The organism is Paraburkholderia sp. UYCP14C (assembly GCF_004197395.1).
Lineage (GTDB): Bacteria > Pseudomonadota > Gammaproteobacteria > Burkholderiales > Burkholderiaceae > Paraburkholderia.
Genome location: NZ_SELS01000015.1, coordinates 131,104 through 154,531, shown reverse-complemented (window position 1 = coordinate 154,531; position 23,428 = coordinate 131,104). Strand labels below are relative to the sequence as shown.

22 protein-coding genes are annotated in these 23,428 nt (G+C 65.6%); 15 read left to right on the top strand and 7 right to left on the bottom strand.

Translation table 11 applies throughout. The features are described 5' to 3' along the window. Positions 1 to 48 precede the first annotated feature (48 nt). From EVC45_RS16535 to EVC45_RS16520, 4 genes are all read right to left on the bottom strand, one after another. Entirely contained in the window at positions 49 to 1,839 is a 1,791-nt protein-coding gene (locus EVC45_RS16535; RefSeq protein ID WP_129959015.1) for a M61 family metallopeptidase, read from the bottom strand. A 145-nt stretch (positions 1,840 to 1,984) separates the two neighbouring features. Continuing rightward, positions 1,985 to 2,710, bottom strand: coding sequence for a DsbC family protein (locus EVC45_RS16530; protein ID WP_129959014.1), 726 nt, complete (start codon positions 2,708 to 2,710; stop codon positions 1,985 to 1,987). A 206-nt stretch (positions 2,711 to 2,916) separates the two neighbouring features. Next, positions 2,917 to 4,089, bottom strand: coding sequence for a UbiH/UbiF family hydroxylase (locus tag EVC45_RS16525; protein WP_129959013.1), 1,173 nt, complete (start codon positions 4,087 to 4,089; stop codon positions 2,917 to 2,919). Positions 4,090 to 4,323: 234 nt separating this feature from the next. Further along, positions 4,324 to 4,692 carry a hypothetical protein gene (locus EVC45_RS16520; protein ID WP_248295152.1) on the bottom strand — a complete coding sequence of 123 codons (369 nt, stop codon included), beginning with the start codon at positions 4,690 to 4,692 and terminating at the stop codon, positions 4,324 to 4,326. Between the two features lie 268 nt (positions 4,693 to 4,960). On the opposite strand from EVC45_RS16520, the gene ychF reads away from it, so the two are divergent. The 8 genes from ychF (at position 4,961) to EVC45_RS16480 (ending at position 14,188) form a co-directional block, all read left to right on the top strand. Next, complete coding sequence (ychF, locus tag EVC45_RS16515) at positions 4,961 to 6,055, top strand: redox-regulated ATPase YchF (protein WP_129959012.1); 1,095 nt, start codon at positions 4,961 to 4,963, stop codon at positions 6,053 to 6,055. Positions 6,056 to 6,394: 339 nt separating this feature from the next. After that, complete coding sequence (gene ugpB, locus EVC45_RS16510) at positions 6,395 to 7,720, top strand: sn-glycerol-3-phosphate ABC transporter substrate-binding protein UgpB (protein WP_129959011.1); 1,326 nt, start codon at positions 6,395 to 6,397, stop codon at positions 7,718 to 7,720. A 72-nt stretch (positions 7,721 to 7,792) separates the two neighbouring features. Then, a complete protein-coding gene (gene ugpA, locus EVC45_RS16505) occupies positions 7,793 to 8,677 on the top strand; it encodes a sn-glycerol-3-phosphate ABC transporter permease UgpA (protein ID WP_129959010.1) in 885 nt (294 codons plus the stop codon). Further along, positions 8,674 to 9,519, top strand: a complete 846-nt coding sequence (gene ugpE, locus EVC45_RS16500; protein WP_129959009.1) for a sn-glycerol-3-phosphate ABC transporter permease UgpE — start codon at positions 8,674 to 8,676, stop codon at positions 9,517 to 9,519. The genes ugpA and ugpE overlap by 4 nt, the downstream gene beginning before the upstream one ends. Before the next feature lie 51 nt (positions 9,520 to 9,570). Next, positions 9,571 to 10,659 (top strand): sn-glycerol-3-phosphate import ATP-binding protein UgpC, encoded by a 1,089-nt coding sequence (locus EVC45_RS16495; RefSeq protein WP_129959008.1) that lies wholly within the window; start codon positions 9,571 to 9,573, stop codon positions 10,657 to 10,659. 74 nt (positions 10,660 to 10,733) lie between these two features. Continuing rightward, positions 10,734 to 11,033, top strand: coding sequence for a DUF3761 domain-containing protein (locus tag EVC45_RS16490; RefSeq protein WP_129959007.1), 300 nt, complete (start codon positions 10,734 to 10,736; stop codon positions 11,031 to 11,033). Positions 11,034 to 11,278: 245 nt separating this feature from the next. Continuing rightward, positions 11,279 to 12,943 carry an energy-dependent translational throttle protein EttA gene (ettA, locus tag EVC45_RS16485; RefSeq protein ID WP_129959006.1) on the top strand — a complete coding sequence of 555 codons (1,665 nt, stop codon included), beginning with the start codon at positions 11,279 to 11,281 and terminating at the stop codon, positions 12,941 to 12,943. 120 nt (positions 12,944 to 13,063) lie between these two features. Then, positions 13,064 to 14,188, top strand: coding sequence for a DUF748 domain-containing protein (locus EVC45_RS16480; protein ID WP_129959005.1), 1,125 nt, complete (start codon positions 13,064 to 13,066; stop codon positions 14,186 to 14,188). Positions 14,189 to 14,202: 14 nt separating this feature from the next. On the opposite strand, the gene EVC45_RS16475 is transcribed toward EVC45_RS16480, so the two are convergent. Genes EVC45_RS16475 through EVC45_RS16465 form a run of 3 tightly spaced genes read right to left on the bottom strand, consistent with a single transcriptional unit; the run spans position 14,203 to position 16,980 of the window. Next, positions 14,203 to 14,826 (bottom strand): HAD family hydrolase, encoded by a 624-nt coding sequence (locus tag EVC45_RS16475; protein WP_129959004.1) that lies wholly within the window; start codon positions 14,824 to 14,826, stop codon positions 14,203 to 14,205. 31 nt (positions 14,827 to 14,857) lie between these two features. Further along, entirely contained in the window at positions 14,858 to 16,672 is a 1,815-nt protein-coding gene (locus tag EVC45_RS16470; RefSeq protein WP_129959003.1) for an aminopeptidase P family protein, read from the bottom strand. 53 nt (positions 16,673 to 16,725) lie between these two features. Continuing rightward, positions 16,726 to 16,980: a hypothetical protein gene (locus EVC45_RS16465; RefSeq protein WP_129959002.1), complete on the bottom strand. Its 255-nt coding sequence runs from the start codon at positions 16,978 to 16,980 to the stop codon at positions 16,726 to 16,728. Between the two features lie 229 nt (positions 16,981 to 17,209). Here EVC45_RS16465 and EVC45_RS16460 point away from each other — a divergent pair, with 229 nt between their 5' ends. The 7 genes from EVC45_RS16460 (at position 17,210) to EVC45_RS16430 (ending at position 23,372) form a co-directional block, all read left to right on the top strand. Beyond that, positions 17,210 to 17,920 carry a response regulator transcription factor gene (locus EVC45_RS16460; protein WP_129959001.1) on the top strand — a complete coding sequence of 237 codons (711 nt, stop codon included), beginning with the start codon at positions 17,210 to 17,212 and terminating at the stop codon, positions 17,918 to 17,920. Between the two features lie 79 nt (positions 17,921 to 17,999). Beyond that, positions 18,000 to 19,286, top strand: a complete 1,287-nt coding sequence (hemA, locus tag EVC45_RS16455; RefSeq protein WP_129959000.1) for a glutamyl-tRNA reductase — start codon at positions 18,000 to 18,002, stop codon at positions 19,284 to 19,286. A 120-nt stretch (positions 19,287 to 19,406) separates the two neighbouring features. After that, complete coding sequence (gene prfA, locus EVC45_RS16450; RefSeq protein ID WP_129958999.1) at positions 19,407 to 20,489, top strand: peptide chain release factor 1; 1,083 nt, start codon at positions 19,407 to 19,409, stop codon at positions 20,487 to 20,489. 9 nt (positions 20,490 to 20,498) lie between these two features. Then, positions 20,499 to 21,386, top strand: a complete 888-nt coding sequence (gene prmC / locus EVC45_RS16445) for a peptide chain release factor N(5)-glutamine methyltransferase (protein ID WP_129958998.1) — start codon at positions 20,499 to 20,501, stop codon at positions 21,384 to 21,386. A 112-nt stretch (positions 21,387 to 21,498) separates the two neighbouring features. Beyond that, positions 21,499 to 21,810, top strand: a complete 312-nt coding sequence (gene grxD, locus EVC45_RS16440; RefSeq protein ID WP_129958997.1) for a Grx4 family monothiol glutaredoxin — start codon at positions 21,499 to 21,501, stop codon at positions 21,808 to 21,810. Between the two features lie 40 nt (positions 21,811 to 21,850). Further along, complete coding sequence (locus tag EVC45_RS16435; RefSeq protein WP_129958996.1) at positions 21,851 to 22,453, top strand: UbiX family flavin prenyltransferase; 603 nt, start codon at positions 21,851 to 21,853, stop codon at positions 22,451 to 22,453. A gap of 133 nt (positions 22,454 to 22,586) precedes the next feature. After that, complete coding sequence (locus tag EVC45_RS16430; protein WP_129958995.1) at positions 22,587 to 23,372, top strand: class III extradiol ring-cleavage dioxygenase; 786 nt, start codon at positions 22,587 to 22,589, stop codon at positions 23,370 to 23,372. The last annotated feature ends 56 nt before the right edge of the window (positions 23,373 to 23,428 follow it).

Below are 23,428 nucleotides of genomic sequence, written 5' to 3'. Positions count from 1 at the left end.
GCGGGCGACGATCGGTCGCCCGCCCGATGCGGCCCACCGCCGCGCCGATCACTTCGCCAGCCAGCGCTCGCGGGCTTTGCGCTCGGCGGGACGTTGATCGCTGACCGCGAGCTTGTAGCGCGCCACTTCGGGACCGTCGAGCTTCACCTGCGTGACGCGCAACTCGTCGCGGCGGAACGCGTGCACCTCGACCTTCGCGCCCGGCTGGTAGCGCGCCAGCAGAGCATCGATATTCCCGCCGGTCACGCGCAGGCCATCGAGCGCGATCAGCACGTCGCCGGCGGAGAGGCCCGCCTTCTGCGCGGCGCTGCCTTCGTGCACGGTCGCGAGCGCGCAATCCGCGCCGCCGCGCAGCCGCACGCCGAGCGACGGCTTGCCGTTCTTGTCGAGGTCCGGCGCGAGCGTCACGCCGAACGGCGCGAGCAACGCGTCGAGCGGCAGATCGCGCGTGCCGCGCACGCCATCGGCGAACAGTTCGGCCAGTTGCGCGCCGCTCGCTTCCGCGAAAATCGCCTCGATCTCGCTTTCGTCGACGCCGACCGGCTTGCCGCGATAAAAGTCACGGCCAAAGCGCTTCCACAGCAGACGCATCACGTCGTCGAGCGATTTCTGGTTGCCGGTCTGCGCGCGGATCGTCAGATCGAAAGCAAGCGCGATCAGCGAGCCCTTCGTGTAATAGCTGACGATCGCGTTCGGCGCGTTCTCGTCCTGCCGGTAGTACTTGACCCACGCGTCGAACGAGCTTTCGGCGACGCTCTGCTTCAAGCGCCCGCTGGCGCGCTGCACGCCGCCGATCACCTTGCCGAGCAGGCCGAAATAGTCGTCCTGCGAGATCACGCCGCTGCGCACGAGGATCAGGTCGTCGTAATACGACGTGAAGCCCTCGAACAGCCACAGCAGCGACGTGTAGTTCTCGACGCTGAGGTCGTATGGCGCGAACACGGCCGGCTTGATCCGCTTCACGTTCCACGTGTGGAAATACTCGTGGCTGCACAGACCGAGATAGGTCCGGTAGCCCTCGCTCATCGCGTCGCGGCCCTGCACCGGCAGATCGGTGCGATTGCAGATCAGCGCGGTCGACGCGCGATGCTCGAGGCCGCCGTAACCGTCGGTGACGGCCTGCGTCATGAACACGTAGCGCTCGACTGGCGCCTGCTTCGACTTCGGTTCGAACAACGCGATCTGCGCCTCGCAGATGCGCTTGAGGTCGCGGCACAATCGCTCCATGTCGAGCCCGATCACGCGACCGGCAATCACGACGTCGTGCGGCACGCCGTGCGCCTTGAACGTCGCGAGCGCGAATTCGCCGAGCGTCACAGGATGGTCGACCAGCTCGTCGTAGTTCTGCGCGCCGTACTCGCCGAAGCCGTAGCGCTTCGTGCCGCGCGCTTCCGGCAGCGCGGTCGCGACGCGCCAGTCGCGATACTCGCCGCCCTGCGGCTTCTGGATATCGACCACGCATTGCGCGTCTTCGTGGCCGAGCGGCGACAGGAACACGCTCGTGCCGTTGAAAAAGCCGCTGGTGTCGTCCAGATGCGCGGCGCGCACCGACATGTCCCATGCGTACACCTCGTAGCGAAGCGTCAAGGCGCCCTTGACCGGCGCTGCTTGCCACGTGTGCTTGTCGATCTTCTCGACGCGCACCTTGCGGCCCGCGTCGTTGACCGCGCGCAGCGTGACGATGTTGCGCGCGAACTCGCGCACCATGTAGCTGCCCGGAATCCACACCGGCAGCATGAAACGCTGGCCGGCCGGATCGGGATCGGCGACGGTCACGGTGACTTCGAACAGGTGGGCGGCAGGATTACTCGGAACGATGGTGTAGCGGATCGGCTTCATCGGCGGCGCTTGGGAGTGTCAGGAGGGTGAGGCGAAGAAGTTCGGGGCTCGATGCGAAAGGAGGCGCTGTGTGCGCCTCCTTTCGTTTGAACATTGCATCTGTTGCGCGCCCGGGGCGTGCGTGGCGCTGCGTGCAGCGCACTGTTCAGTGCACGGCCGACAGTTCCTTGTCGAGCCGGTCGGCCGGCACGGCGCCGGGCAGGCGGCGGCCGTCGGCGAGGAACACCGTCGGCGTACCCTCGACGTTCATCGAACGGCCGAGCGCGAGGTTCTTGTCGATCGCGGCGGTGTCGCAGGTGGCGGCGGCGGTCGGCGCCTGACGGTCCTGCATCCACGATTCCCAGGCCTTCGCGCGATCGGCCGAGCACCAGATCGACTTCGACTTGGCCGTCGAATCCGGCGACAGCACCGGGTAGAGGAACGTGTAGACCGTCACGTTGTCGATCGACAGCAGCGTTTTTTCGAGCTGCTTGCAGTACGGACAGTTCGGATCGGAGAACACCGCGATCTTGCGCGCGCCGTTACCGCGCACGACCTTCACCGCGTTGCCGAACGGCAGGCTTGCGAAGTCGATGCGGTTGGTTTCCGACAGGCGTGCCTCGGTCAGATTCTTGCGCGTCTTCGAGTCCACCATGTCGCCGAGCATCAGGTAGTCGCCGCTCGCATCGCTGTAGACGATCTGCGTGCCGAGGTTCACTTCGTACAGGCCCGCGATCGGCGACTTCGACACGCTCTTGATCGTCACGTCGGACAGACGGGATTGCAGCGTGGCTTTGAGCTTGTCGGTGGTCTGGTCGGCCTGCGCCGAGCAGCCGAGCGTGGCGGCGGCAATCGCGAGCGCGGCGGCGGCGATGCGGAAGGTCTTTTTCATGCTGGGATCCTGGGGTCAGTCGCGCATCGTGCGCGTTTATTACGTTCCGGCCGCGCGTTTCGGCCCGCCTGTCGGTTCAATCAGGCTCGATCAGGTTTGATCGGGATCGGATTACGGGCGGATCGCAGCGCGTCGATCCGGTCATGATACCTGTCCCGGGCGCCCGTGACCGGCCATCGGCTATCCGCGCAGCGCCTCCTCGAGGTTTACCCCAGCGCGGCCGACACCAGCCAGCGCTTGATGAATGGCTGCGCACCGACGAACGCCATGCCGGTGTTGCGCACGGCGCGCGCGAGCGGACCCGGCACCGAGAACAGTTTCTGCAGGCCGTCGGTGGCGATCATCAGCGCGCGGATGTCTTCGCGGCGCGAGCGTTCATAGCGACGCAGCAGCACCATGTCGCCAAGATCGCGGAACGACTCCTTGTCGCCGATCGTGCTCGCGAGCGCGGCGACGTCGCGCAAGCCGAGGTTCATGCCCTGCCCGGCCAGTGGGTGGATCAGATGCGCGGCATCGCCGACCAGCGCGACGCGCGGCGCGACGAGCCGGTCCACGGTCTGCAAGGCAAGCGGGAAGCCCTGCGCGGGCGTCACGCAGTCGAGCGCGCCGAACTGTTCACCGCTCACGTGCTCGACTTCGGCGGCAAGCCGCTCGGGATCGAGCGCGAGCAACTGCTCGGCGTGTTCGGTGCGGGCCGACCAGACCAGCGACACGTGGCCGTCCGGCATCGGCAGCAACGCGATGATCTCGCCGTCGCGGAACCACTGATACGCGGTTTCGCCGTGCGGCTTCGCGGCCTTGAAATTGGCGACCACGCCGGTCTGCCGGTAGTCGCGGCGCACCATCTTCGAGCCGATCTGCGCGCGCACCCACGAGTGCGCGCCGTCCGCGCCGACCACCAGGTCCGCTTCGAGCACGCTGCCGTTCGCGAGGCCGACGCTCGCGCTGTCGACGGAAAAATCGAGCGCCTGCGCGCGCGTGTCGATCCACGTGAGGTTCGGCTGGAAGCGCAGCGCGGCATCGAGCGCGCGTTCGATCACCGACGATTCGACGATCCACGCAAGCTGCGGCACCGATGCCTGAAACGCGGAGAAATGCAGCTCGGCGTGTGCGTCGCCATAGACGCGCATGTCGTAGACGGGACCGAGCCTTGTGTGATCGAGCGCCTGCCAGACTCGCAGCCGTTCGAGCAACGCCTGCGAACTCGACGACAACGCATAGACGCGCGAGTCGAAGACAGCACCGGCGGGCAGCGCCGCGCAAGGCTGCGCGAGCAGTGCGACGCGCAGTCCGCCTTGCGTGAGCGCGAGCGCCGCGGTCTTGCCGACGAGCCCGCCGCCGATCACGGCGGCATCAAAGGTCTGGTGGTGTGCGTTCATGCGCGCATTATAGCCGCGGGGGGTGCGGGGGACGGATCGACGGGCGCGGCATTTGGGCTCTGTGCGCGGGGCCTCGCGGGCCTGCGCCGGACATCGTGTTGGGGCGCAGCGCGAGGTTGTTGGCGGGACTGCGCGGGTCTGACGCCGGCCGCTGGCGCAACCCGCGCTTCAGGCGTTGCCGGTCACGCGCATTTGCGTGCCGTGCGCGTGGTCGCGCGGCCCCGATGCGTCGTGCTAATGCGCCGCGGCGCTCGCCGCGAGCGCCGCGTTCGCCTCGCGCATGCGCGTGAAATCGCGATCGGAAGAAAGGATGCGCCACGCGGCCGCTTCGAGCTCGGCCTTGCGATCGCGCTGATCGCCGCGCACCGCGCAGTCGGGGAACACGCGGTCGAACACGTGCCACAGCGAGTCGTAATCGTTCTTGTCAGCGAACCGCGCGATGTCGGCGCGATCTGAGCGCGACAGATGGACAGTCAGGCAATCGATCGTCTGACGGTCCGTGGTGGCCTGTGCTTCGTCGAAATTCGGCGCGACCCATGTCGCGACCACGCCCACCACGATCGCGGCGACGACGCCAACTCCGACCCATTTGATGATTCGCACGCTGTTCCCCCGGAAATTGAGCTCTGCCGGCTCTGAACTGACGATTCTACAGTGGCTTTGCGCAAATGCGCCGGCCGGTGCGCGCGGGCGAACGGGTTACAATTGCGCTTTCCGTGAAAACTCGCACCCAATCGTCGAGCCAACGCCCCGATTCGGTGACGTGTCCGCTCCGCTGAGCCTGCCGCGCCCCACCCTTCGCGAAGGCTTGCCGAATCCGCGCGCAGCGTCGAGCGCATCACGCAACCTACTGATTCACTGAAGGATTTCCATGAGCCTCCAATGCGGCATCGTCGGCTTGCCTAACGTCGGCAAGTCCACCCTCTTCAACGCGCTGACCAAGGCGGGCATCGCGGCCGAAAACTACCCGTTCTGCACGATCGAGCCGAACGTCGGCATCGTCGAGGTGCCGGACGCGCGTCTGAAGGCGCTCGCCGAAATCGTCAAGCCGGAGCGCATCCTGCCGGCCGTGGTCGAGTTCGTCGACATCGCGGGTCTGGTGGCTGGCGCGAGCAAGGGCGAAGGCCTCGGCAACCAGTTCCTCGCGAACATCCGCGAAACCGACGCGATCACGCACGTCGTGCGCTGCTTCGAAGACGAGAACGTGATTCACGTCGCCAACAAGATCGATCCGCTGTCGGACATCGAGGTGATCAACACCGAACTCGCGCTTGCCGACCTCGGCACCGTCGAAAAGGCGCTCGCTCGCTATTCCAAGGCGGCCAAGTCGGGCAACGACAAGGAAGCCGCGAAGAACGTCGCCGTGCTGGAGAAGGTCCGCGCACAGCTCGACCAGGCGAAGCCGGTCCGCGCGCTCGACCTGACCGATGAAGAAAAGGCCACGCTCAAGCCGTTCTGCCTGATCACCGCCAAACCGACCATGTACGTCGCCAACGTGAAGGAAGACGGCTTCGAGAACAATCCGCACCTCGACGCGGTCACGAAGTTCGCTGCCGCTGAAGGTGCGCCGGTCGTCGCCGTGTGCGCGGCGATCGAAGCGGAAATCGCCGACCTCGACGAAGCCGACATGGAAGTGTTCCTCGCCGACATGGGCATGCACGAGCCGGGGCTGAACCGCGTGATCCGCGCGGGCTTCAAGCTGCTCGGCCTGCATACCTACTTCACCGCCGGCGTGAAAGAAGTGCGCGCATGGACGATCCACATCGGCGATACGGCGCCGAAGGCGGCCGGCGCAATCCACACCGACTTCGAGCGCGGCTTCATCCGCGCGCAGACGATCAGCTTCGACGACTACATTACCTACAAGGGCGAGCAAGGCGCGAAGGAAGCCGGCAAGATGCGCGCGGAAGGCAAGGAGTACGTCGTACACGATGGCGACGTGATGAACTTCCTGTTCAACGTGTAAGCGCGAACCGCATCGCGACGACGTCGGCGCGCCAGGGATGCGCGTTGTTGTCCACCGCACGCGCTTTCAGGAAAGCCCGCTTTTTGCGGGCTTTTTCTATTGGCGATCGACAGAAGCACCAGGTGCGACATAGTCCCCAATGCCCCATCGACCATCGCTGCGCCCATCTCCTGCGGCCGCCCATGTATTTCCTTTCCGTGACAGCCAATGCTAAATTTCGGCTTCCGGCGCGCCGCCACTCATGATGCGCGCCGCCCGGCATCCGACGCCGGAATGTCATCGAACACAAATAGAATCGCGCGATTCGCGTCCGCGCCCTTCCGAACAGGAGATAAATCGATGAATTACAAGCCGCTGTTCCGATCACTATCCGTCGCCGCCGTATTGAGCATCGGCGTCAGCCAGGCGGCCCACGCCGCGACCGAGATCCAGTTCTGGCATGCGATGGAAGCCGCACTGGGCGAACGTCTGAACGACATCGCGAACGACTTCAACAAATCGCAGAGCGACTACAAGATCGTGCCCGTGTTCAAGGGCACCTACGACCAGACCCTCGCCGCCGGCATCGCCGCCTATCGCAGCGGCAACGCGCCGGCGATCCTGCAGGTCTACGAGGTCGGCACCGCGACGATGATGCAGGCGAAGAAAGCCATCGTTCCGGTCACTGAGGTATTCAAGGACGCGGGCGTGCCGCTCGATCAGAAAGCCTTCGTGCCGACCATCGCCAGCTATTACAGCGACTCGAAGACCGGAGAACTGATCTCGATGCCGTTCAACAGCTCGACGCCGGTGCTGTACTACAACAAGGATGCGTTCAAGAAGGCCGGTCTCGATCCGAACCAGCCGCCGAAGACCTGGGCCGAGTTGCACGCCGACGCGCAGAAGCTGAAGGCATCGGGCATGTCGTGCGGCTACTCGTCGGGCTGGCAGAGCTGGATTCAGCTCGAGAACTACAGCGCATGGCATGCGGCGCCGTTCGCGTCGCGTAACAACGGCTTCGACGGCATGGATGCACAGCTCGAATTCAACAAGCCGTTGCAAGTCGCGCACATCCAGTTCCTGCAGAACATGGCGAAGGACGGCACCTTCACCTATGTCGGCCGCAAAGACGAGGCAATGTCGAAGTTCTATAGCGGCGACTGCGGCATCATCACGAACTCGTCGGGCTCGCTCGCGACGATCAAGAAATACGCGAAGTTCAGCTTCGGCACCGGCATGATGCCGTATGACGACAGTGTGAAGGGCGCGCCGCAGAACGCGATCATCGGCGGGGCGAGCCTATGGGTGCTGTCGGGCAAGGACCCGGCCGTCTACAAGGGCGTCGCGAAGTTCCTCGCGTATCTGGCCACGGCGCCGGTCGCCGCGAAGTGGCATCAGGACACCGGCTATCTGCCGATCACGACCGCCGCGTACGATCTGACGCGCCAGCAAGGTTTCTACGAGAAGAACCCGGGCACCGACACCGCGATCCGCCAGATGCTGAACAAGCCGCCGCTGCCGTACACGAAGGGCCTGCGTCTGGGCAACATGCCGCAGATCCGCACCGTGATCGACGAAGAACTCGAGCAGGTGTGGGCGGACAAGAAGACGCCGCAACAGGCGCTCGACTCGTCCGTCGCGCGCGGCGACGACCTGCTCCGTCGCTTCGAAAAGGCCGGTAACTAAGCATCGCCTGCTGGCAGGGTTCCGGCGCTCCCGCGCCGGAACCCTTCGTCGCAGCTCACTCTGGACATCCCGATGGAAAAGCGCTCCTACTTCGGCACCAGCGCGCTGCCCTACCTGCTCGTCGCGCCGCAGCTGCTGATCACGCTGGTGTTCTTCCTGTGGCCGGCAGGCGTCGCGCTCTGGCAATCGACGCAAACTCAGGACGCGTTCGGTACGTCGAGCGAGTTCGTCGGACTCGCAAACTTCAAGCAGCTGTTCGCCGATCCGCTGTATCTGGCGTCGTTCAACACGACGATCGTGTTCTGCACGCTCGTCACCGTGTCGGGTCTCCTGATCTCGCTGCTGCTCGCGGTCTGCGCGGATCGCGTGACGCGCGGCGCGAAGGCCTATCAAACGCTGCTGATCTGGCCATACGCGGTCGCGCCCGCGATCGCCGCGGTGCTGTGGTCGTTCCTGTTCAACCCGAGCATCGGCCTCGTCACGTATGCGCTCGCGAAATACGGCGTCGTGTGGAATCACGCGCTGAACCCCGGTCAGGCGATGTTCCTCGTGGTGCTCGCGTCGGTCTGGCAGCAGATCAGCTATAACTTCCTGTTCTTCTACGCGGGCCTGCAGGCGATTCCGCGCTCGCTGATCGAAGCCGCCGCGATCGACGGCGCCGGCCCGGTGCGCCGCTTCTTCGGCATCGCGCTGCCGCTGCTGTCGCCGACCACGTTCTTCCTGCTGGTGATCAACATTACCTACGCGTTCTTCGACACCTTCCCGGTGATCGACGCGGCGACCGGCGGCGGCCCCGGCCAGGCCACCCGCACGCTGATCTACAAGATCTTCGCCGAAGGCTTCCAGGGACTCGACATCGGCAGCTCGGGCGCGCAGTCGGTCGTGCTGATGATCATCGTCGTGGCGCTGACCGTCGTGCAATTCCGCTTCATCGAACGCAGGGTTCAATACTCATGATCGAGAACCGACGCGGGTTCGACCTGTTCTGTCACGCGGTGCTGATCGTGGGCGTCGCGCTGGTGGTGTTTCCGGTGTACGTCGCATTCTGCGCGGCGACGATGAGCGAGCACGAGGTGTTCACGGTGCCGCTGTCGCTCGTGCCGAGCACGCATCTGTTCGAGAACATCGCGGCGATCTGGACGCACGGCACCGGCAATGCGGCGGCGCCGTTCAATCGCATGCTGTTCAACAGCCTCGTGATGGCGCTCGTGATCGCGATCGGCAAGATCGCCGTGTCGATGATCTCCGCGTACGCGATCGTCTACTTCCGCTTTCCGTTTCGCACTGCCGCGTTCTGGCTGATTTTCATCACGCTGATGCTGCCGGTCGAAGTGCGGATCTTCCCGACCGTGCAGGTCGTGTCGTCGATGCATCTGAGCAATACGTACACCGGTTTGACGCTGCCGCTGATCGCGTCGGCGACCGCGACGTTCCTGTTCCGCCAGTTCTTCAAGACGTTGCCTGACGAACTGATGGAAGCCGCGCGCATCGACGGCGCGGGCGCGCTGCGCTTCTTCTGGGACGTCGTGCTGCCGCTGTCGCGCACCACGATGGCGGCGCTCTTCGTGATCACCTTCATCTACGGCTGGAACCAGTATCTGTGGCCGATCCTGATCACGAGCCAGCAGTCGCTGACCACCGCGGTGATCGGCATCAAGGGGATGATCGCCTCGGGCGATACCGCGACCGAATGGCATCTGGTGATGACGGCCACGTTGCTCGCGATGCTGCCGCCGCTCGTCGTCGTGCTGACGATGCAGCGCTGGTTCGTGCGCGGCCTCGTCGATTCGGAAAAGTGATCCGGTATGGCGGACCGCGACAAGCACTCAATAATCAAAGGCTAGAACGGCATGGCTGCACTGACTCTGCAAAGCGTTAAGAAAACCTACGACGGCAAACAGTTCGTGTTGCACGGCATCGACGTCGACGTGGCCGACGGCGAATTCGTCGTGATGGTCGGGCCGTCAGGCTGCGGCAAATCGACGTTACTGCGGATGGTGGCGGGGCTCGAGCGCATCTCCGACGGCAGCATTTCGATCGCCGGCAAGGTCGTCAACGAGCTGGAGCCGAAGGATCGCAACATCGCGATGGTGTTCCAGAACTACGCGCTGTATCCGCATATGAGCGTGGCCGAGAACATGGGCTACGCGCTGAAGATCGCGGGCGTCGATCGTGCTCAGATCGCGCAGCGCGTCGAAGCGGCCGCGCAGATTCTCGAACTCGGCGCGCTGTTGCAGCGCAAGCCGCGCGAGCTGTCGGGCGGGCAGCGCCAGCGCGTTGCGATGGGCCGCGCGATCGTGCGCGAGCCGGCGGTGTTTCTGTTCGACGAGCCGCTGTCGAATCTCGACGCGCGTCTGCGCGTGCAGATGCGCCTCGAAATCCAGCGCCTGCATGCGCGCCTGAAGACCACGAGCCTGTACGTCACGCACGATCAGATCGAAGCGATGACGCTGGCGCAGCGCGTGATCGTGATGAACAAGGGCCACGCCGAGCAGATCGGCGCGCCGACCGAAGTCTACGAGCGGCCGGCCACGGTGTTCGTCGCGAGCTTCATCGGCTCGCCGGGGATGAACCTGCTCGACGGTCGCATATCCGACGACGGCTCGACGTTCGACGTCGCCGGCAACGGTCCGAAGCTGCCGCTCACGGGCGTGCCGACGATCGGCCGCGAAGTCGCCAAGGGCCGCGAATGGACGCTCGGCATTCGCCCCGAGCATCTGAGCCCGGGTACGGCCGACGCACCGCAGGCGACGCTGAGCGTCGATTCCTGCGAAATTCTCGGCGCGGACAATCTCGCGCACGGCCGCTGGGGCCAGCACGACGTAACCGCGCGGCTGCCGCACGCGCATCGTCCGGCGGCCGGCGAAGCGCTGCGGGTCGTGCTGCCCGCGCAGCATCTGCACTTCTTCGACCCGGCGACGGGACGGCGCGCGAACTGAGGCGGCTTCCAGCGGCTCGCGACCTGGCGAGAACAACAACGAACCACAACGCAGCACGACGCTTCGGGGAGCCCTTGACGAGCCTAGCCCTCAAGACCTTGCGCCCAGCCGCGGTCATCGCCGCGGCGCTGCTGTTGGGCGCTGCGCAGGCATTCGCCTACGTCGCGCCGGGCACCAACCCCGACGAATCGAACCTCAGTAACCACAACACGTACACGAACCGCGACGGCAACACCGTGCATGCGCCGGCCCATTCGTTATCGGGCAAGGTCCCCGAAGGCGCGAGCGCGCTCTGCCGCGATGGCAGCTACAGCTTCAGCCGGCATCACAGCGGCACCTGCTCGCGACGCGGCGGCGTCGCGCGATGGCTCTGAGGAGCGGCGAGAAGGTGCGCGACATGGCGCGCGACCGGGCTCGCCGCCGGGGCCTCCCCTGCCGCCCGGCCGCCGCCGCGAAGTACAATGCCACCTGAACCACATGCCGCGCGCGGCAGCGTCGTCGAATCCGACGCCGCGCCGGCCGGCGCCGGGTGTTCCGCCCGGCCCTCACACCGATTACCCATTCACCCCCGACTGCCCGCCCGGATGCGGCCGGCGTCGTCAACGTCTACTGCAAGCAAATGGCCCAATACGTTTTCACCATGAACCGGGTCGGCAAAATCGTGCCGCCCAAGCGCCAGATCCTCAAAGACATTTCGCTATCGTTCTTCCCCGGCGCGAAGATCGGCCTGCTCGGCCTGAACGGCTCGGGCAAGTCGACGCTGATCCGCATCATGGCCGGTGTGGACACGGAGATCGAAGGCGAAGCGACGCCGATGCCGAACCTGAACATCGGCTATCTGCCGCAGGAGCCGCAGCTCGATCCGCAGAAAACCGTACGTGAAGCGGTCGAGGAAGGCCTCGGCGACGTCTTCAACGCACAGAAGAAGCTCGACGAAATCTACGCGGCCTACGCCGAGCCGGACGCCGACTTCGACGCGCTCGCCGCCGAGCAGGCGAAGTACGAAGCGATCCTCGCGACCTCGGACGGCAGCGCCGAGCAGCAGATCGAAATCGCCGCCGACGCGCTGCGCCTGCCGGCGTGGGACGCGAAGATCGAGCATCTGTCGGGCGGCGAAAAGCGCCGCGTGGCGCTGTGCAACCTGCTGCTGCAAAAACCCGACATGCTGCTGCTCGACGAGCCGACCAACCACCTCGACGCGGAATCGGTCGAATGGCTCGAGCAGTTCCTGACGCGCTTCCCGGGCACCGTGGTCGCCGTCACCCACGATCGCTACTTCCTCGATAACGCCGCCGAGTGGATTCTCGAACTCGACCGCGGCCACGGCATTCCATGGAAGGGCAACTACAGCAGCTGGCTCGATCAGAAGGAAGAGCGCCTGAAGCAGGAAGAAGCCTCGGAGTCCGCGCGCCAGAAGGCGATCAAGAAGGAACTCGAGTGGGTGCGCCAGAACCCGAAGGGCCGCCAGGCCAAGTCGAAGGCGCGTATCGCCCGCTTCGAGGAACTGAACAGCCAGGACTACCAGAAGCGCAACGAAACCCAGGAAATCTTCATTCCGGTCGGCGACCGCCTCGGCAATGAAGTGATCGAGTTCAAGAACGTGAGCAAGTCGTACGGCGATCGTCTGCTGCTCGATAACGTCAGCTTCAAGATTCCGGCCGGCGCGATCGTCGGCATCATCGGTCCGAACGGCGCCGGCAAGTCGACGCTGTTCCGCATGCTGACCGGCCGCGAGCAGCCCGATTCGGGCGAAATCGTGCAGGGCCCGACCGTCAAGCTCGCCTACGTGGACCAGAGCCGCGAAGCGCTCGCGGCCAACAAGACCGTGTTCGAGGAAATCTCGGGCGGCGCCGACGTGCTGACGGTCGGCAAATATGAAACGCCGTCGCGCGCGTATATCGGCCGCTTCAACTTCAAGGGTGGCGACCAGCAGAAGATCGTCGGCAATCTGTCCGGCGGCGAGCGCGGTCGCCTGCATCTGGCGAAGACGCTGATCGCGGGCGGCAACGTGCTGCTGCTCGACGAACCGTCGAACGACCTCGACGTCGAAACGCTGCGCGCGCTCGAAGACGCGCTGCTCGAATTCGCCGGCTCGGTGCTCGTGATCTCGCACGATCGCTGGTTCCTCGACCGTATCGCGACGCATATCCTCGCGTTCGAAGGCGACTCGCAAGTCACGTTCTTCGACGGCAACTACCAGGAATACGAAGCGGACAAGCGCGCGCGTCTCGGCGAGGAAGGCGCGCGGCCGAAGCGTCTGCGCTACAAGCCGATCTCGCGTTAAGAGGCTCGATGTGGCGACCCGTCCGGCGCCATGCCGGACGGGCCGCGGGGCACGCGCGTTGCTACCTGCTACATGGCGGAGGCGCGAGGGAAAGTCCCGCGCACGCGACAGGAGACAGGCATGGCGATGTCGAAGGGCAGGCGCTGGATCGTCGTCGTGGCAGCAACGCTTGTGGCGTTGATCGTGATCGCGATCGGCGCGATGCAATCCGCGCAACGGGAAGTCAAGAATCGCGTCAGCGCGGCGCTCGGGCCGCTCGGCAGCGCCGACAGCATCGACGTCGGCCTCACCTCGGTACACCTCACTCACGTCGTGCTGAAAGCGCCGCCCGGCTGGCCGGCGGGCGAACCGCTACGCGCCGACGAAATCACCATCACCCCCGACGTGCGCGATCTGATCGCGCGGCGCATGCATATCCGCGAGGTCATCGTGCGCGGCTTCGACATGGCCGTGCTGCGCACGAAGGACGGCTCGCTGAATCTGCTGCCGAACCTGCGCGAGACGCTGAACCGCGACGATCAGCCGAGCGGCGCCGGCACGGCGCCGTCGATCCCGCGCGAAAAGCAGGTCGACCATATCCGCTTCGAGCAAGGCAATTTCCATTTCTACGACATGACCGTCGGGCCGCCGGCGTTCAAGGTCACGGTCAGCAACGCCAACGCGAGCGTCGACGATCTGCACCTGCCGTCGCTCGCCGAGCCGACCAACGTCAGCGTTCGGGGCACGCTGAAGGGGCCGGCGCATACCGGCAGCGTGACATTCGACGGCTGGATCAAGATCGCCAGCCGCGATTCGCAGACGACGAGCACGCTGCACGGTGTCGATATCGCGATGCTCGATCCGTATCTGCTGAAGAAGGCCGGCGCGCGCGCGCAGGTGACGGGCGGCACCGTCGATCTGTCGATCGAATCGACGGTACGCAACTATCATCTGCACGCGCCGGGCACAGTGACGGTCCACAATCTGCAGCTCGCCGAATCCGACAATCCGCTCGAAACGTTCATGTCGATTCCGACCCGCGCCGCCGTCGCCGCGCTGAAGACGCATAACGGCGACATCACGCTGCACTTCGTACTCGACGGCGATCTGCGCGATCCGAAGTTCTCGGTGCGCGAAGGGATCCTCACGCGCATCGGCGCGGGGTTTGCACAGGCGCTCGGGGTCAGCGTCGAAGGTGTCGCGAAGGGCGCGGGCGAGACCGTCAAGGGTCTCGGCAATGCGTTGAAGAATCTGTTGGGACAGTAGCGGTAGCGCTCAGCTCAAACCGGCAAACCCAACTCGCGCAACTTGGTCTCGGTTTGCGCGGCGCTCGTGTGATGCACGCCGTGCCAGCCGAGCGCCGTTGCGGCTTCGGCGTTCTTTGCGTTGTCGTCGATGAAGACGAGTTCGGCCGGCTCGACGCCGGGCATCTGCAACTCGATGCGCCGGCGCATTTCCGCGAAGATCGCCGGGTCGGGCTTCACGAGCTTCACGCGCCCCGACACGACGATGTCGCGAAAGCGCCGCAGCACCGGATAGTGCTCCCACGCATATGGAAAGGTCTCGGCCGACCAGTTGGTGAGTCCGAAAAGCGGCACCTCGGCCGCTTCGAGCTTTTCCATCAGCGCGATGCCGTCATCCAGCACGCCTGCCACCATCTGGTGCCAGCGCTCGTAGAACGCGCGGATCAGCGGCTCGTGATCGGGAAACTGCGCGATCAGCTCGTCGGTGGCTTCGACGATCGGCTGCCCGCCGTCCTGGCGGATCACCCAGTCCATCGAGCAGACGTGCGTGAGGAACCAGCGGCGCTCGGCTTCGTCGGGAATCAGCTCCCTGTATAGATACTCGGGACTCCAGTCGATCAACACACCGCCGAAATCGAACACCACTGCCTTGATCGTCATGCACGCTCCGTGGGGAAGGTTTTCGCCGCGCTCAGATCGGTTGCGTGCGCAGTTCGAGCCACGCCTTCGCGTCGCCCGTGACATGCGGCGCGAGGCGCGCGCGCACCGTCTCGTGATACGCGTTGAGCCACGCGCGCTCGTCATCGCGCAGCAGCGACAGCTCGATGCAGCGGGTGTCGATCGGGCACAGCGTCAGCGTTTCGAACTTCAGGAAATCGCCGAATTCGGTCTTTTCGGCGGCCACGTTCAGCACGAGGTTTTCGATGCGCACGCCCCACTTGCCCGGCCGATACAGACCCGGCTCGTTCGACGTGATCATGCCCTCCTCCATCGCGGTCCACGGTTCGGCCGGCGCGTAGTGCGAAATCACCTGCGGACCTTCGTGCACGTTCAGGAAGTAGCCGACCCCGTGACCGGTGCCGTGGCCATAGTCGGCGCCCGCCTGCCAGATCGGCGCGCGCGCGATCGCGTCGAGCATCGGCGAGCGAACGCCGCGCGGGAATTGCGCGCGTGACAGCGCGATCATGCCCTTCAGCACGACGGTGAAATCGCGGCGCTGCTCGCTGCTCGGCGTGCCGATCGGGACGACGCGCGTGATGTCGGTCGTGCCGCTCAGATACTGGCCGCCCGAATCGATCAGCAGCAAGCCGTTGCCTTCGATCACAGAATGCGACTCTTCGGTCGCGCGATAGTGCGGCATCGCGCCGTTCGCATTGAAGCCCGCGATCGTCGCGAAGCTCAGCGAAACAAAGCCGGGACGGCGTGCGCGGGCTGCCGTCAGACGCTCGTCGATCGTCAGCTCGGTGATGCGCTCGCGGCCCAGCGCGCCTTCGAACCACGCGAAGAATTCGGCGAGCGCCGCGCCGTCCTGCTCCATCGTCGCGCGCACGTGCGCGGCGTCGGCGGCGGACTTGCACGATTTCAGGAACGTGGACGGATTGACCGCCTCGACCACCTTGACCGACGACGGCACCGCCTGCAGCGAGCCGTATGTAATGCGACGCGGATCGATCAGCAGCGTGCTGCCGGCCGGCAGCGCGGCAAGCGCGTCCGCGGCTTTCGCGTACGGCTCGACGCTGATGCCGTCGCGCCCGAGCACTTCGGCGAGCGCCGGCGACACTTTGCCGTCGGCGATAAAGAGCGACACGCGATCCATGCCGATCAGCGCATGCGCGACGAACACCGGGTTGTAGCTGACGTCGGCGCCGCGCAGGTTCAGCAGCCAGGCGAGGTCGTCGAGCGTCGAGACGAAGTGCCACTGCGCGCCTTTCTCGGCCATCGCGCGACGCACCTGCGCGAGCTTCTCAGCGCGCGCGACGCCCGCTTGCGGCGCGGCGTGCTCGAAGACGGCGTCGGCGGGGAGCGCCGGGCGCTGCGCCCAGATCGCGTCGAACAGGTCGACGTCGGTGCGCAGCTGCACGCCGTGCGCGGACAGCGCCGCGCTCAACGCGCGTGCCGACGCCACGCCGAGCACCGCGCCGTCCACACCGACGGCGCCGCCGCTCGCGACGTTCTGCGCGAGCCATTCGAAATGCGGCGTGGTCAGCTGGCCGCCGGTCATCTTCATCAGCTCGACACCGGTGCCGGCGAGTTGCGCGCTGGCCTGTTCCCAGTAACGGCTGTCGGTCCAGACGCCGGCGAAATCGGCGGTGACGATCAGCGTGCCGGCCGAACCGGTGAAGCCGGACAGCCACTGGCGGCCTTGCCAGCGCCCGGGAAGATACTCGGACAGGTGCGGATCCGCCGACGGCACGAGGTAAGCGGCGATGCTTTCGCGCGCCATCGCGGCGCGCAGGCTCGCGAGGCGCTCGGGAATGGAGGAGGTTTCGGGAAGTCGGGCGTTCATGGAATTACCTGCAAAGATTCATCGACGGATCGACCGGCGCGTTCATCGACTCTTCATCGACGCGAAAAAAGGCCGACCGTCACGGCGACGGCGATGAGCGCGACGGCAGTGCTTACCTGCCATTCGAGCATGTCGCCATCATGGAAAAGACCTGTTACGTTGCCGGCCATGCGCGCGACGCTCGCGCCGAGCAGGCCGGCCACCAGTGCGGCCCACCAGCGGGCGCGGCTCGCCCGGCGCTGCGGGTGCAACCACCAGCCCGCGAGGCCGACCACGACGCCGAGCACGAGAATGCCTGGCCAACCCATCAGGTGTGGGCTCCAGACAGGGCGCTGAAACACGGCAAAATCAATTTCGGATTCGTCTCATAGGCGGAAGAAGCAGCCAAGGCTAGCATTTTCGCCTCCTTAACTATAGAAGTTCAGCACGGCGCTTTCCGCATAGCGGTTGAGTTTAGGGGCCGGGGTGTGCTTAGGCAAGTTGTAAGTCTGACGAAAACGCCTGACGCTCCGCCCGTCGCCACGCTGACGCCGTGCCATGCGCATCGCCCTTATCGAACCCGACGTGCAACACGCCAAACTGGTCGACCGGCTCATTTTCGCCGGTGGCCATGTGTGCCAGCACTTCACCACCAGCGCCACCTTCCTGCAGCGTGCCAGCGACGAATTTTTCGACCTGCTGATCACCGAAAGCTGGGCCGGCGACCATTGCGCTGAAGATGTGATCCCGCGCGCCCGCTCCATTTTGCCGGGCCTACCCATCATGATGCTGATTACGGCACCGCGCGAAGGCCAGATCGTCGCCGCGCTGCACGCCGGCGCCGACGACTGCCTGAGCAAGCCGGTGCGCGGCCCCGAAATGCTCGCGCGGGTCGAGGCGCTGCAGCGCCGTGCGGGTCTGCGGCGGCCGCCCAAACGACGGCGCGACGTGATCGGAGCCTATACGTTCGACGCGGCGCATTTCGCCGTGGCCTTCGGCGACCAGACCGTCATCCTGACGCCGAAGGAATTCCGCCTCGCTCTGCTGCTGTTCAACAATCTGGCGCGACCGGTGTCGCGCGCGCATATTCTCGAAACCGTGTGGGCGCGCCGCCGCGACGTAAAGTCGCGCACCATCGACACTCACGTGTCGCGCGTGCGCAGCAAGCTGCAACTGCGCCCGGAGCTTGGCTACACGCTGACGCCGGTCTATGGTTACGGTTACCAGCTCGACGCGATTCCGCCGGAGACCCTGCCGGACGCGAGCTGACACATGCGGGGTATACGGCCTGCAGGATGTGAGAATCGTGGAAAGGCTATAATATGAGGCTGAACGATAGCTCCCCCAAATGCAGCTTCTAACGATCGGAATCAACCATCACACTGCGCCTGTCGCCTTGCGCGAACGCGTGGCGTTTCCGCTCGAACAGATCAAGCCTGCTCTGGATACCTTCAAAGGCCTCTGGGTGGGCCGCATGGCCCCCAACGCACCCGAAGCGGCAATTCTGTCCACCTGCAACCGCACCGAACTTTACTGCGCGACCGACGACCTCGCCGCGCGCGAAGCCTCGGTCCAGTGGCTGTCGAAGTACCACAACCTCCCCATCGACGAACTCGCACCGCACGTCTACGCACTGCCGCAGTCGGAAGCGGTGCGGCATGCGTTCCGCGTCGCGTCCGGGCTCGATTCGATGGTGCTGGGCGAGACGCAGATCGTCGGACAAATGAAGGACGCGGTGCGCACCGCGTCCGAAGCTGGCGCACTCGGCACCTATCTGAACCAGCTGTTCCAGCGCACCTTCGCCGTCGCGAAGGAAGTGCGCAGCACCACCGAAATCGGCGCGCAGTCGGTGTCGATGGCCGCCGCCGCGGTACGCCTCGCCCAACGCATTTTCGACAAGATCGCGAACCAGCGGGTGCTGTTCATCGGTGCTGGCGAAATGATCGAGCTTTGCGCGACGCATTTCGCCGCGCAGCATCCGCGTGAGCTCGTCGTCGCGAACCGCACGGCAGAGCGCGGCATGCGGCTCGCCGAGCGCTTCAACGGTCGCGCCATTCCGCTCTCCGAACTGCCCGCGCGCATGCACGAATTCGACATCATCGTGTCGTGCACAGCGTCCACGTTGCCGATCATCGGTCTGGGCGCGGTCGAGCGCGCGGTCAAGGCGCGCCGTCACCGGCCGATCTTCATGGTCGACCTCGCGGTGCCGCGCGACATCGAACCCGAAGCCGGCCAGCTCGAAGACGTGTTCCTTTACACCGTCGACGACCTCGGCGCGATCGTCCGCGAAGGCAATGCGTCGCGTCAGGCGGCGGTCGCGCAGGCCGAAGCGATCATCGAAACGCGCGTGCAGACTTTTATGCAGTGGCTCGACGCGCGCAGCATCGTGCCGGTGATCCGTCACATGCACACGCAGGCCGACGCGCTGCGCCGCGCCGAAGTCGAACGCGCGCAGAAAATGCTCGCGCGCGGCGACGACCCTGCCGCGGTGCTCGAAGCGCTGTCGCAATCGCTCACCAACAAGCTGATCCACGGTCCTACGCACGCGCTGAATCGCGCGGGCAGCGACAACCGCGACAAGCTGATCGAGCTGATGAGCGGCTTCTACAAACACCCCGGCTCCTCCGAGCGTTAGCGGCGCAGTGCTCGCCGCACCCCGCGCGCCACCACCGTGGCCCGCGAAGTGCTTCCACCCCGGGCATTCGCCCTTTCCTCTCGCCGCATCCTTTCCGGAGTCCGCTCCGCTACCCGCCCGATGAAAACGAGCATGCAACGCAAGCTCGACCAGCTGACAATCCGGCTGGCCGAACTGAACGATCTGTTGAGCCGCGAGGACATCACAGCCAACCTCGACCAATACCGCAAGCTCACGCGTGAACACGCGGAGCTCGGTCCCGTCGTCGAGCATTACGGGCTGTGGCGCCAGGCGCAGAACGACGCGACCACCGCGCAGGAACTGCTCGCCGACGCGTCGATGCGCGATTTCGCCGAAGAGGAAATCCGCGCGGCGCGCGATCGTATGGAGACGCTCGGCGTCGAACTGCAGAAAATGCTGCTGCCGAAAGACCCGAACGACGAGCGCAACATCTTCCTCGAAATCCGTGCGGGCACCGGCGGCGACGAATCCGCGCTGTTCGCGGGCGATCTGCTGCGCATGTATCTGCGCTATGCCGAGCGCAATCGCTGGCAAGTCGAGATGATGTCGGCGAGCGAATCGGATCTTGGCGGCTATCGCGAAGTCATCGTGCGGATTGCCGGCGATGCCGCGTATTCGAAGCTGAAGTTCGAGTCGGGCGGGCATCGCGTGCAGCGCGTGCCGGCCACGGAAACGCAGGGCCGCATCCATACCTCGGCGTGCACGGTCGCGGTCATGCCCGAAGCCGACGAGATCGGCGAAGTCGAGATCAATCCGGCCGATCTGCGTATCGATACGTTCCGCGCGTCCGGCGCGGGCGGCCAGCACATCAACAAGACCGACTCGGCGGTGCGCGTCACGCACTTGCCGACGGGCATCGTCGTCGAATGTCAGGACGACCGCTCGCAGCACAAGAACAAGGACCGCGCGCTGAAGGTGCTCGCCGCGCGCATCAAGGACAAGCAAACGCATGAGCAGCAGACGAAGGAAGCTGCGACCCGCAAGAACCTGATCGGCTCGGGCGACCGCTCGGAGCGCATCCGCACGTACAACTTCCCGCAGGGGCGCCTCACCGATCACCGCATCAACCTGACGCTGTATCGCCTCGACGCGATCATGGACGGCGATCTCGAAGAACTGATCGCGGCACTCGTCAGCGAGCATCAGGCCGAACTGCTGGCCTCGCTCGGCGACGCGGACTGACGCCCGACAATGACCGACGCGTCCCCGGCTCCACTCGACCCCACGGCTCCGCCGGCGACGGCCGACGCGCTGTTGCGCGCGTCTCCGCTGCCGCCGCTCGAAGCGCGGATTCTGCTGACACACGTGCTCGGCTGGCGGCGCACGCAGCTGATCACGCGCGGCGATGAGCCGCTCGAGCGCGCGAACGTCGAGCGTTATCGCGCGCTCGAGGCGCGGCGCATGGCCGGTGAGCCGGTCGCGCAACTCGTCGGTGCGCGCGAATTCTTTGGGCTCGAATTCGAAGTGACGCCGCACGTGCTGATTCCGCGTCCCGAAACCGAACTGCTGGTCGAAACCGCGCTCACGGCGATCGAACCACGGCCGCGTCCGCGCGTGCTCGATCTCGGCACCGGAACCGGCGCAATCGCGGTGGCGATCGCGTCGATGCGGCCCGACGCGCAGGTCTGGGCGCTCGACCGCTCGGCCGACGCCCTCTCGGTCGCCACGCGCAACGGCGCACGCCTGCTCGACCCGAAGCGTCCGGGCGGCGCAGTGACGTTCCTGCACAGCGACTGGTACGGCTCGCTCGACGCCGCGCTGCGGTTCGACGCGATCGTCAGCAATCCGCCGTATATCGCGAGCGGCGACCCGCATCTGAGCGAGGGCGATCTGCGTTTCGAGCCGCGCGGCGCGCTCACTGACGAAGCCGACGGCCTCAGCGCGATCCGCGCGATCGTCGCCGGCGCGCCCCAGCATCTCGCCACCGAGGGTGCGCTGTGGATCGAGCATGGCTACGACCAGGCCGAAGCCGTGCGCGCGTTGCTGAGCGCGCAAGGCTTTGCCGAGGTCCGCTCGGAGTGCGATCTCGCCGGCATCGAGCGGATCAGCGGAGGCGTGTTGCGCGCCGCCGAGGCCTAAGCACGGTCGCCTCGGCTAAAACCCCAGGCGCGACGCGGCTGCGACCGCTCGTAGCGAAATCCGCTATCATTTCAGCCTATTCCCTTCATCTATCGGAACCGCAAGGTCAGTCATGGATACGCAACAACGCATCAAGCAAATCGTCGACGACAACAACGTCGTTCTCTTCATGAAGGGCACGGCCCAGTTCCCGATGTGCGGTTTTTCCGGCCGCGCCATCCAGATCCTGAAGGCGTGCGGCGTCGGTGAAATCAAGACCGTCAACGTGCTCGAAGACGACGAAGTCCGTCAGGGCATCAAGGTGTTCTCGAACTGGCCGACCATTCCGCAGCTGTACGTGAAGGGCGAATTCATCGGCGGCTCGGACATCATGATGGAGATGTACGAATCGGGCGAACTGCAGCAGCTGTTCGCCGCGGCCTGAGCGCTCTACGCTTCGTTCGCTTCATCAGGCGCCGCAAGCCATGCAGCAAGCACGCACCGCGGCGCCACGCCGGCTGATCGTCGCGATCACCGGTGCCACCGGCGCCATCTACGGCGTCCGGCTGCTCGAGACGCTGCGCCGCCTGGGCGGCGTCGAGACCCACCTGCTGATTTCGAGCGCGGGTTGGCTCAACATCCAGCATGAACTCCAGTTGGGTAAGGAAGACGTGCATCCGCTCGCGGATGTCGTCCATTCGGTGCGCGACGTCGGCGCGAGCATCGCGTCAGGCTCGTTCGCGACCGACGGCATGATCGTCGCGCCCTGCTCGATGAAAACGCTCGCGAGCATCGCACACGGTTTCGCCGACAACCTGATCACCCGCGCCGCCGACGTCACACTGAAAGAGCGCCGCCGACTCGTGCTGCTGGTGCGCGAAACGCCGTTCAACCTTGCGCATCTGCGCAATATGACGGCCGTCACCGAAATGGGCGGGGTGATCTTTCCGCCGTTACCCGCGTTTTATAACCAGCCTGCGTCGATCGACGAGATGGTCGATCACACGGTCGCACGTGTGCTCGATCTGTTTGCGCTGGGGCCGGCGTTGTCGCCGGCGTGGGAAGGACTGCGGGGCGCGCAGGATTAGTCGCGGCAACGCGGATTAACAACGCCCGCGACACAATCAATTCCCTCCGAACCCATTTATCAAGCTGGCGTGCGGACCTATATTGGTAGCAACCCAATTTCTTCGTGCCGTACCTAACGGCCGCGTTGCTGTCATGAACCGCCTACCTTCGCTTTTCCTGTCCCACGGCGCACCTACGCTGCCGATCGATCCGTCGATGCCGTCCGCCGAGTTCGGCGCGCTCGGCACGCAATTGCCGCGTCCCGAGGCCATCCTGATGCTGTCGGCCCACTGGGGCACCGCGCAGCCGCTCGCGAGCATCGCGACGGCGCCTGAAACCATCCACGATTTCTACGGCTTTCCGCGCCAGCTCTACGAAATCCAGTACCCGGCGCCCGGTGCGCCCGACGTCGCGCGCAGCGCCGCGGCGCTGCTCGGCGCGAGCGGCATCGCCGCGGATGTGCAGCCGCACGGACTCGACCACGGCGCGTGGGTGCCGATGTTGCTGATGTTCCCGCAAGCGGACGTGCCGATCGCCCAGTTGTCGATCCAGCCCCATCAGGATGCCGCGCATCATTTCCGCGTCGGCCGCGCGCTGCGCGCGCTGAAAGACGAAGGCGTGATGGTGATCGGCTCCGGCCAGATCACCCATAACCTGCGCGCCGCCGATTTCTCGGCTCGACCGGAAGACGCCGACCCGCGGGTGACCGAATTTACCGACTGGTTCGAGGACAAGCTCGTCGCGCGGGATATCGACGCGCTGCTCGACTATCGCCGCCAGGCGCCGCACGCGGTGCTGATGCATCCGACCGACGAGCATCTGTTGCCGGTGTTCGCCGCGCTTGGCGCCGCCGACGACGATTATTCGCTCGCGATCCAGTCGCTCGGCACCTATCAGCGCTCGCTCGCGATGACGAACTACGTGTTTGGTACCGCCTGACCGCGGGGAAACCGCCACGCAGCGACGTCCAACGAAAAAAGCCCGCCTGATCGTCG

Coding starts and splice junctions, on each gene's coding strand:
- EVC45_RS16460 (WP_129959001.1), top strand. CDS start 17,210: ATGCGCATCGCCCTTATCGAACCCGACGTGCAACACGCCAAACTGGTC.
- EVC45_RS16495 (WP_129959008.1), top strand. CDS start 9,571: ATGGCTGCACTGACTCTGCAAAGCGTTAAGAAAACCTACGACGGCAAA.
- ugpA (WP_129959010.1), top strand. CDS start 7,793: ATGGAAAAGCGCTCCTACTTCGGCACCAGCGCGCTGCCCTACCTGCTC.
- ugpB (WP_129959011.1), top strand. CDS start 6,395: ATGAATTACAAGCCGCTGTTCCGATCACTATCCGTCGCCGCCGTATTG.
- ugpE (WP_129959009.1), top strand. CDS start 8,674: ATGATCGAGAACCGACGCGGGTTCGACCTGTTCTGTCACGCGGTGCTG.
- EVC45_RS16480 (WP_129959005.1), top strand. CDS start 13,064: ATGGCGATGTCGAAGGGCAGGCGCTGGATCGTCGTCGTGGCAGCAACG.
- ettA (WP_129959006.1), top strand. CDS start 11,279: ATGGCCCAATACGTTTTCACCATGAACCGGGTCGGCAAAATCGTGCCG.
- EVC45_RS16470 (WP_129959003.1), bottom strand. CDS start 16,672: ATGAACGCCCGACTTCCCGAAACCTCCTCCATTCCCGAGCGCCTCGCG.
- grxD (WP_129958997.1), top strand. CDS start 21,499: ATGGATACGCAACAACGCATCAAGCAAATCGTCGACGACAACAACGTC.
- prmC (WP_129958998.1), top strand. CDS start 20,499: ATGACCGACGCGTCCCCGGCTCCACTCGACCCCACGGCTCCGCCGGCG.
- EVC45_RS16530 (WP_129959014.1), bottom strand. CDS start 2,710: ATGAAAAAGACCTTCCGCATCGCCGCCGCCGCGCTCGCGATTGCCGCC.
- hemA (WP_129959000.1), top strand. CDS start 18,000: ATGCAGCTTCTAACGATCGGAATCAACCATCACACTGCGCCTGTCGCC.
- EVC45_RS16475 (WP_129959004.1), bottom strand. CDS start 14,826: ATGACGATCAAGGCAGTGGTGTTCGATTTCGGCGGTGTGTTGATCGAC.
- EVC45_RS16525 (WP_129959013.1), bottom strand. CDS start 4,089: ATGAACGCACACCACCAGACCTTTGATGCCGCCGTGATCGGCGGCGGG.
- EVC45_RS16430 (WP_129958995.1), top strand. CDS start 22,587: ATGAACCGCCTACCTTCGCTTTTCCTGTCCCACGGCGCACCTACGCTG.
- ychF (WP_129959012.1), top strand. CDS start 4,961: ATGAGCCTCCAATGCGGCATCGTCGGCTTGCCTAACGTCGGCAAGTCC.
- EVC45_RS16535 (WP_129959015.1), bottom strand. CDS start 1,839: ATGAAGCCGATCCGCTACACCATCGTTCCGAGTAATCCTGCCGCCCAC.
- prfA (WP_129958999.1), top strand. CDS start 19,407: ATGAAAACGAGCATGCAACGCAAGCTCGACCAGCTGACAATCCGGCTG.
- EVC45_RS16435 (WP_129958996.1), top strand. CDS start 21,851: ATGCAGCAAGCACGCACCGCGGCGCCACGCCGGCTGATCGTCGCGATC.
- EVC45_RS16465 (WP_129959002.1), bottom strand. CDS start 16,980: ATGGGTTGGCCAGGCATTCTCGTGCTCGGCGTCGTGGTCGGCCTCGCG.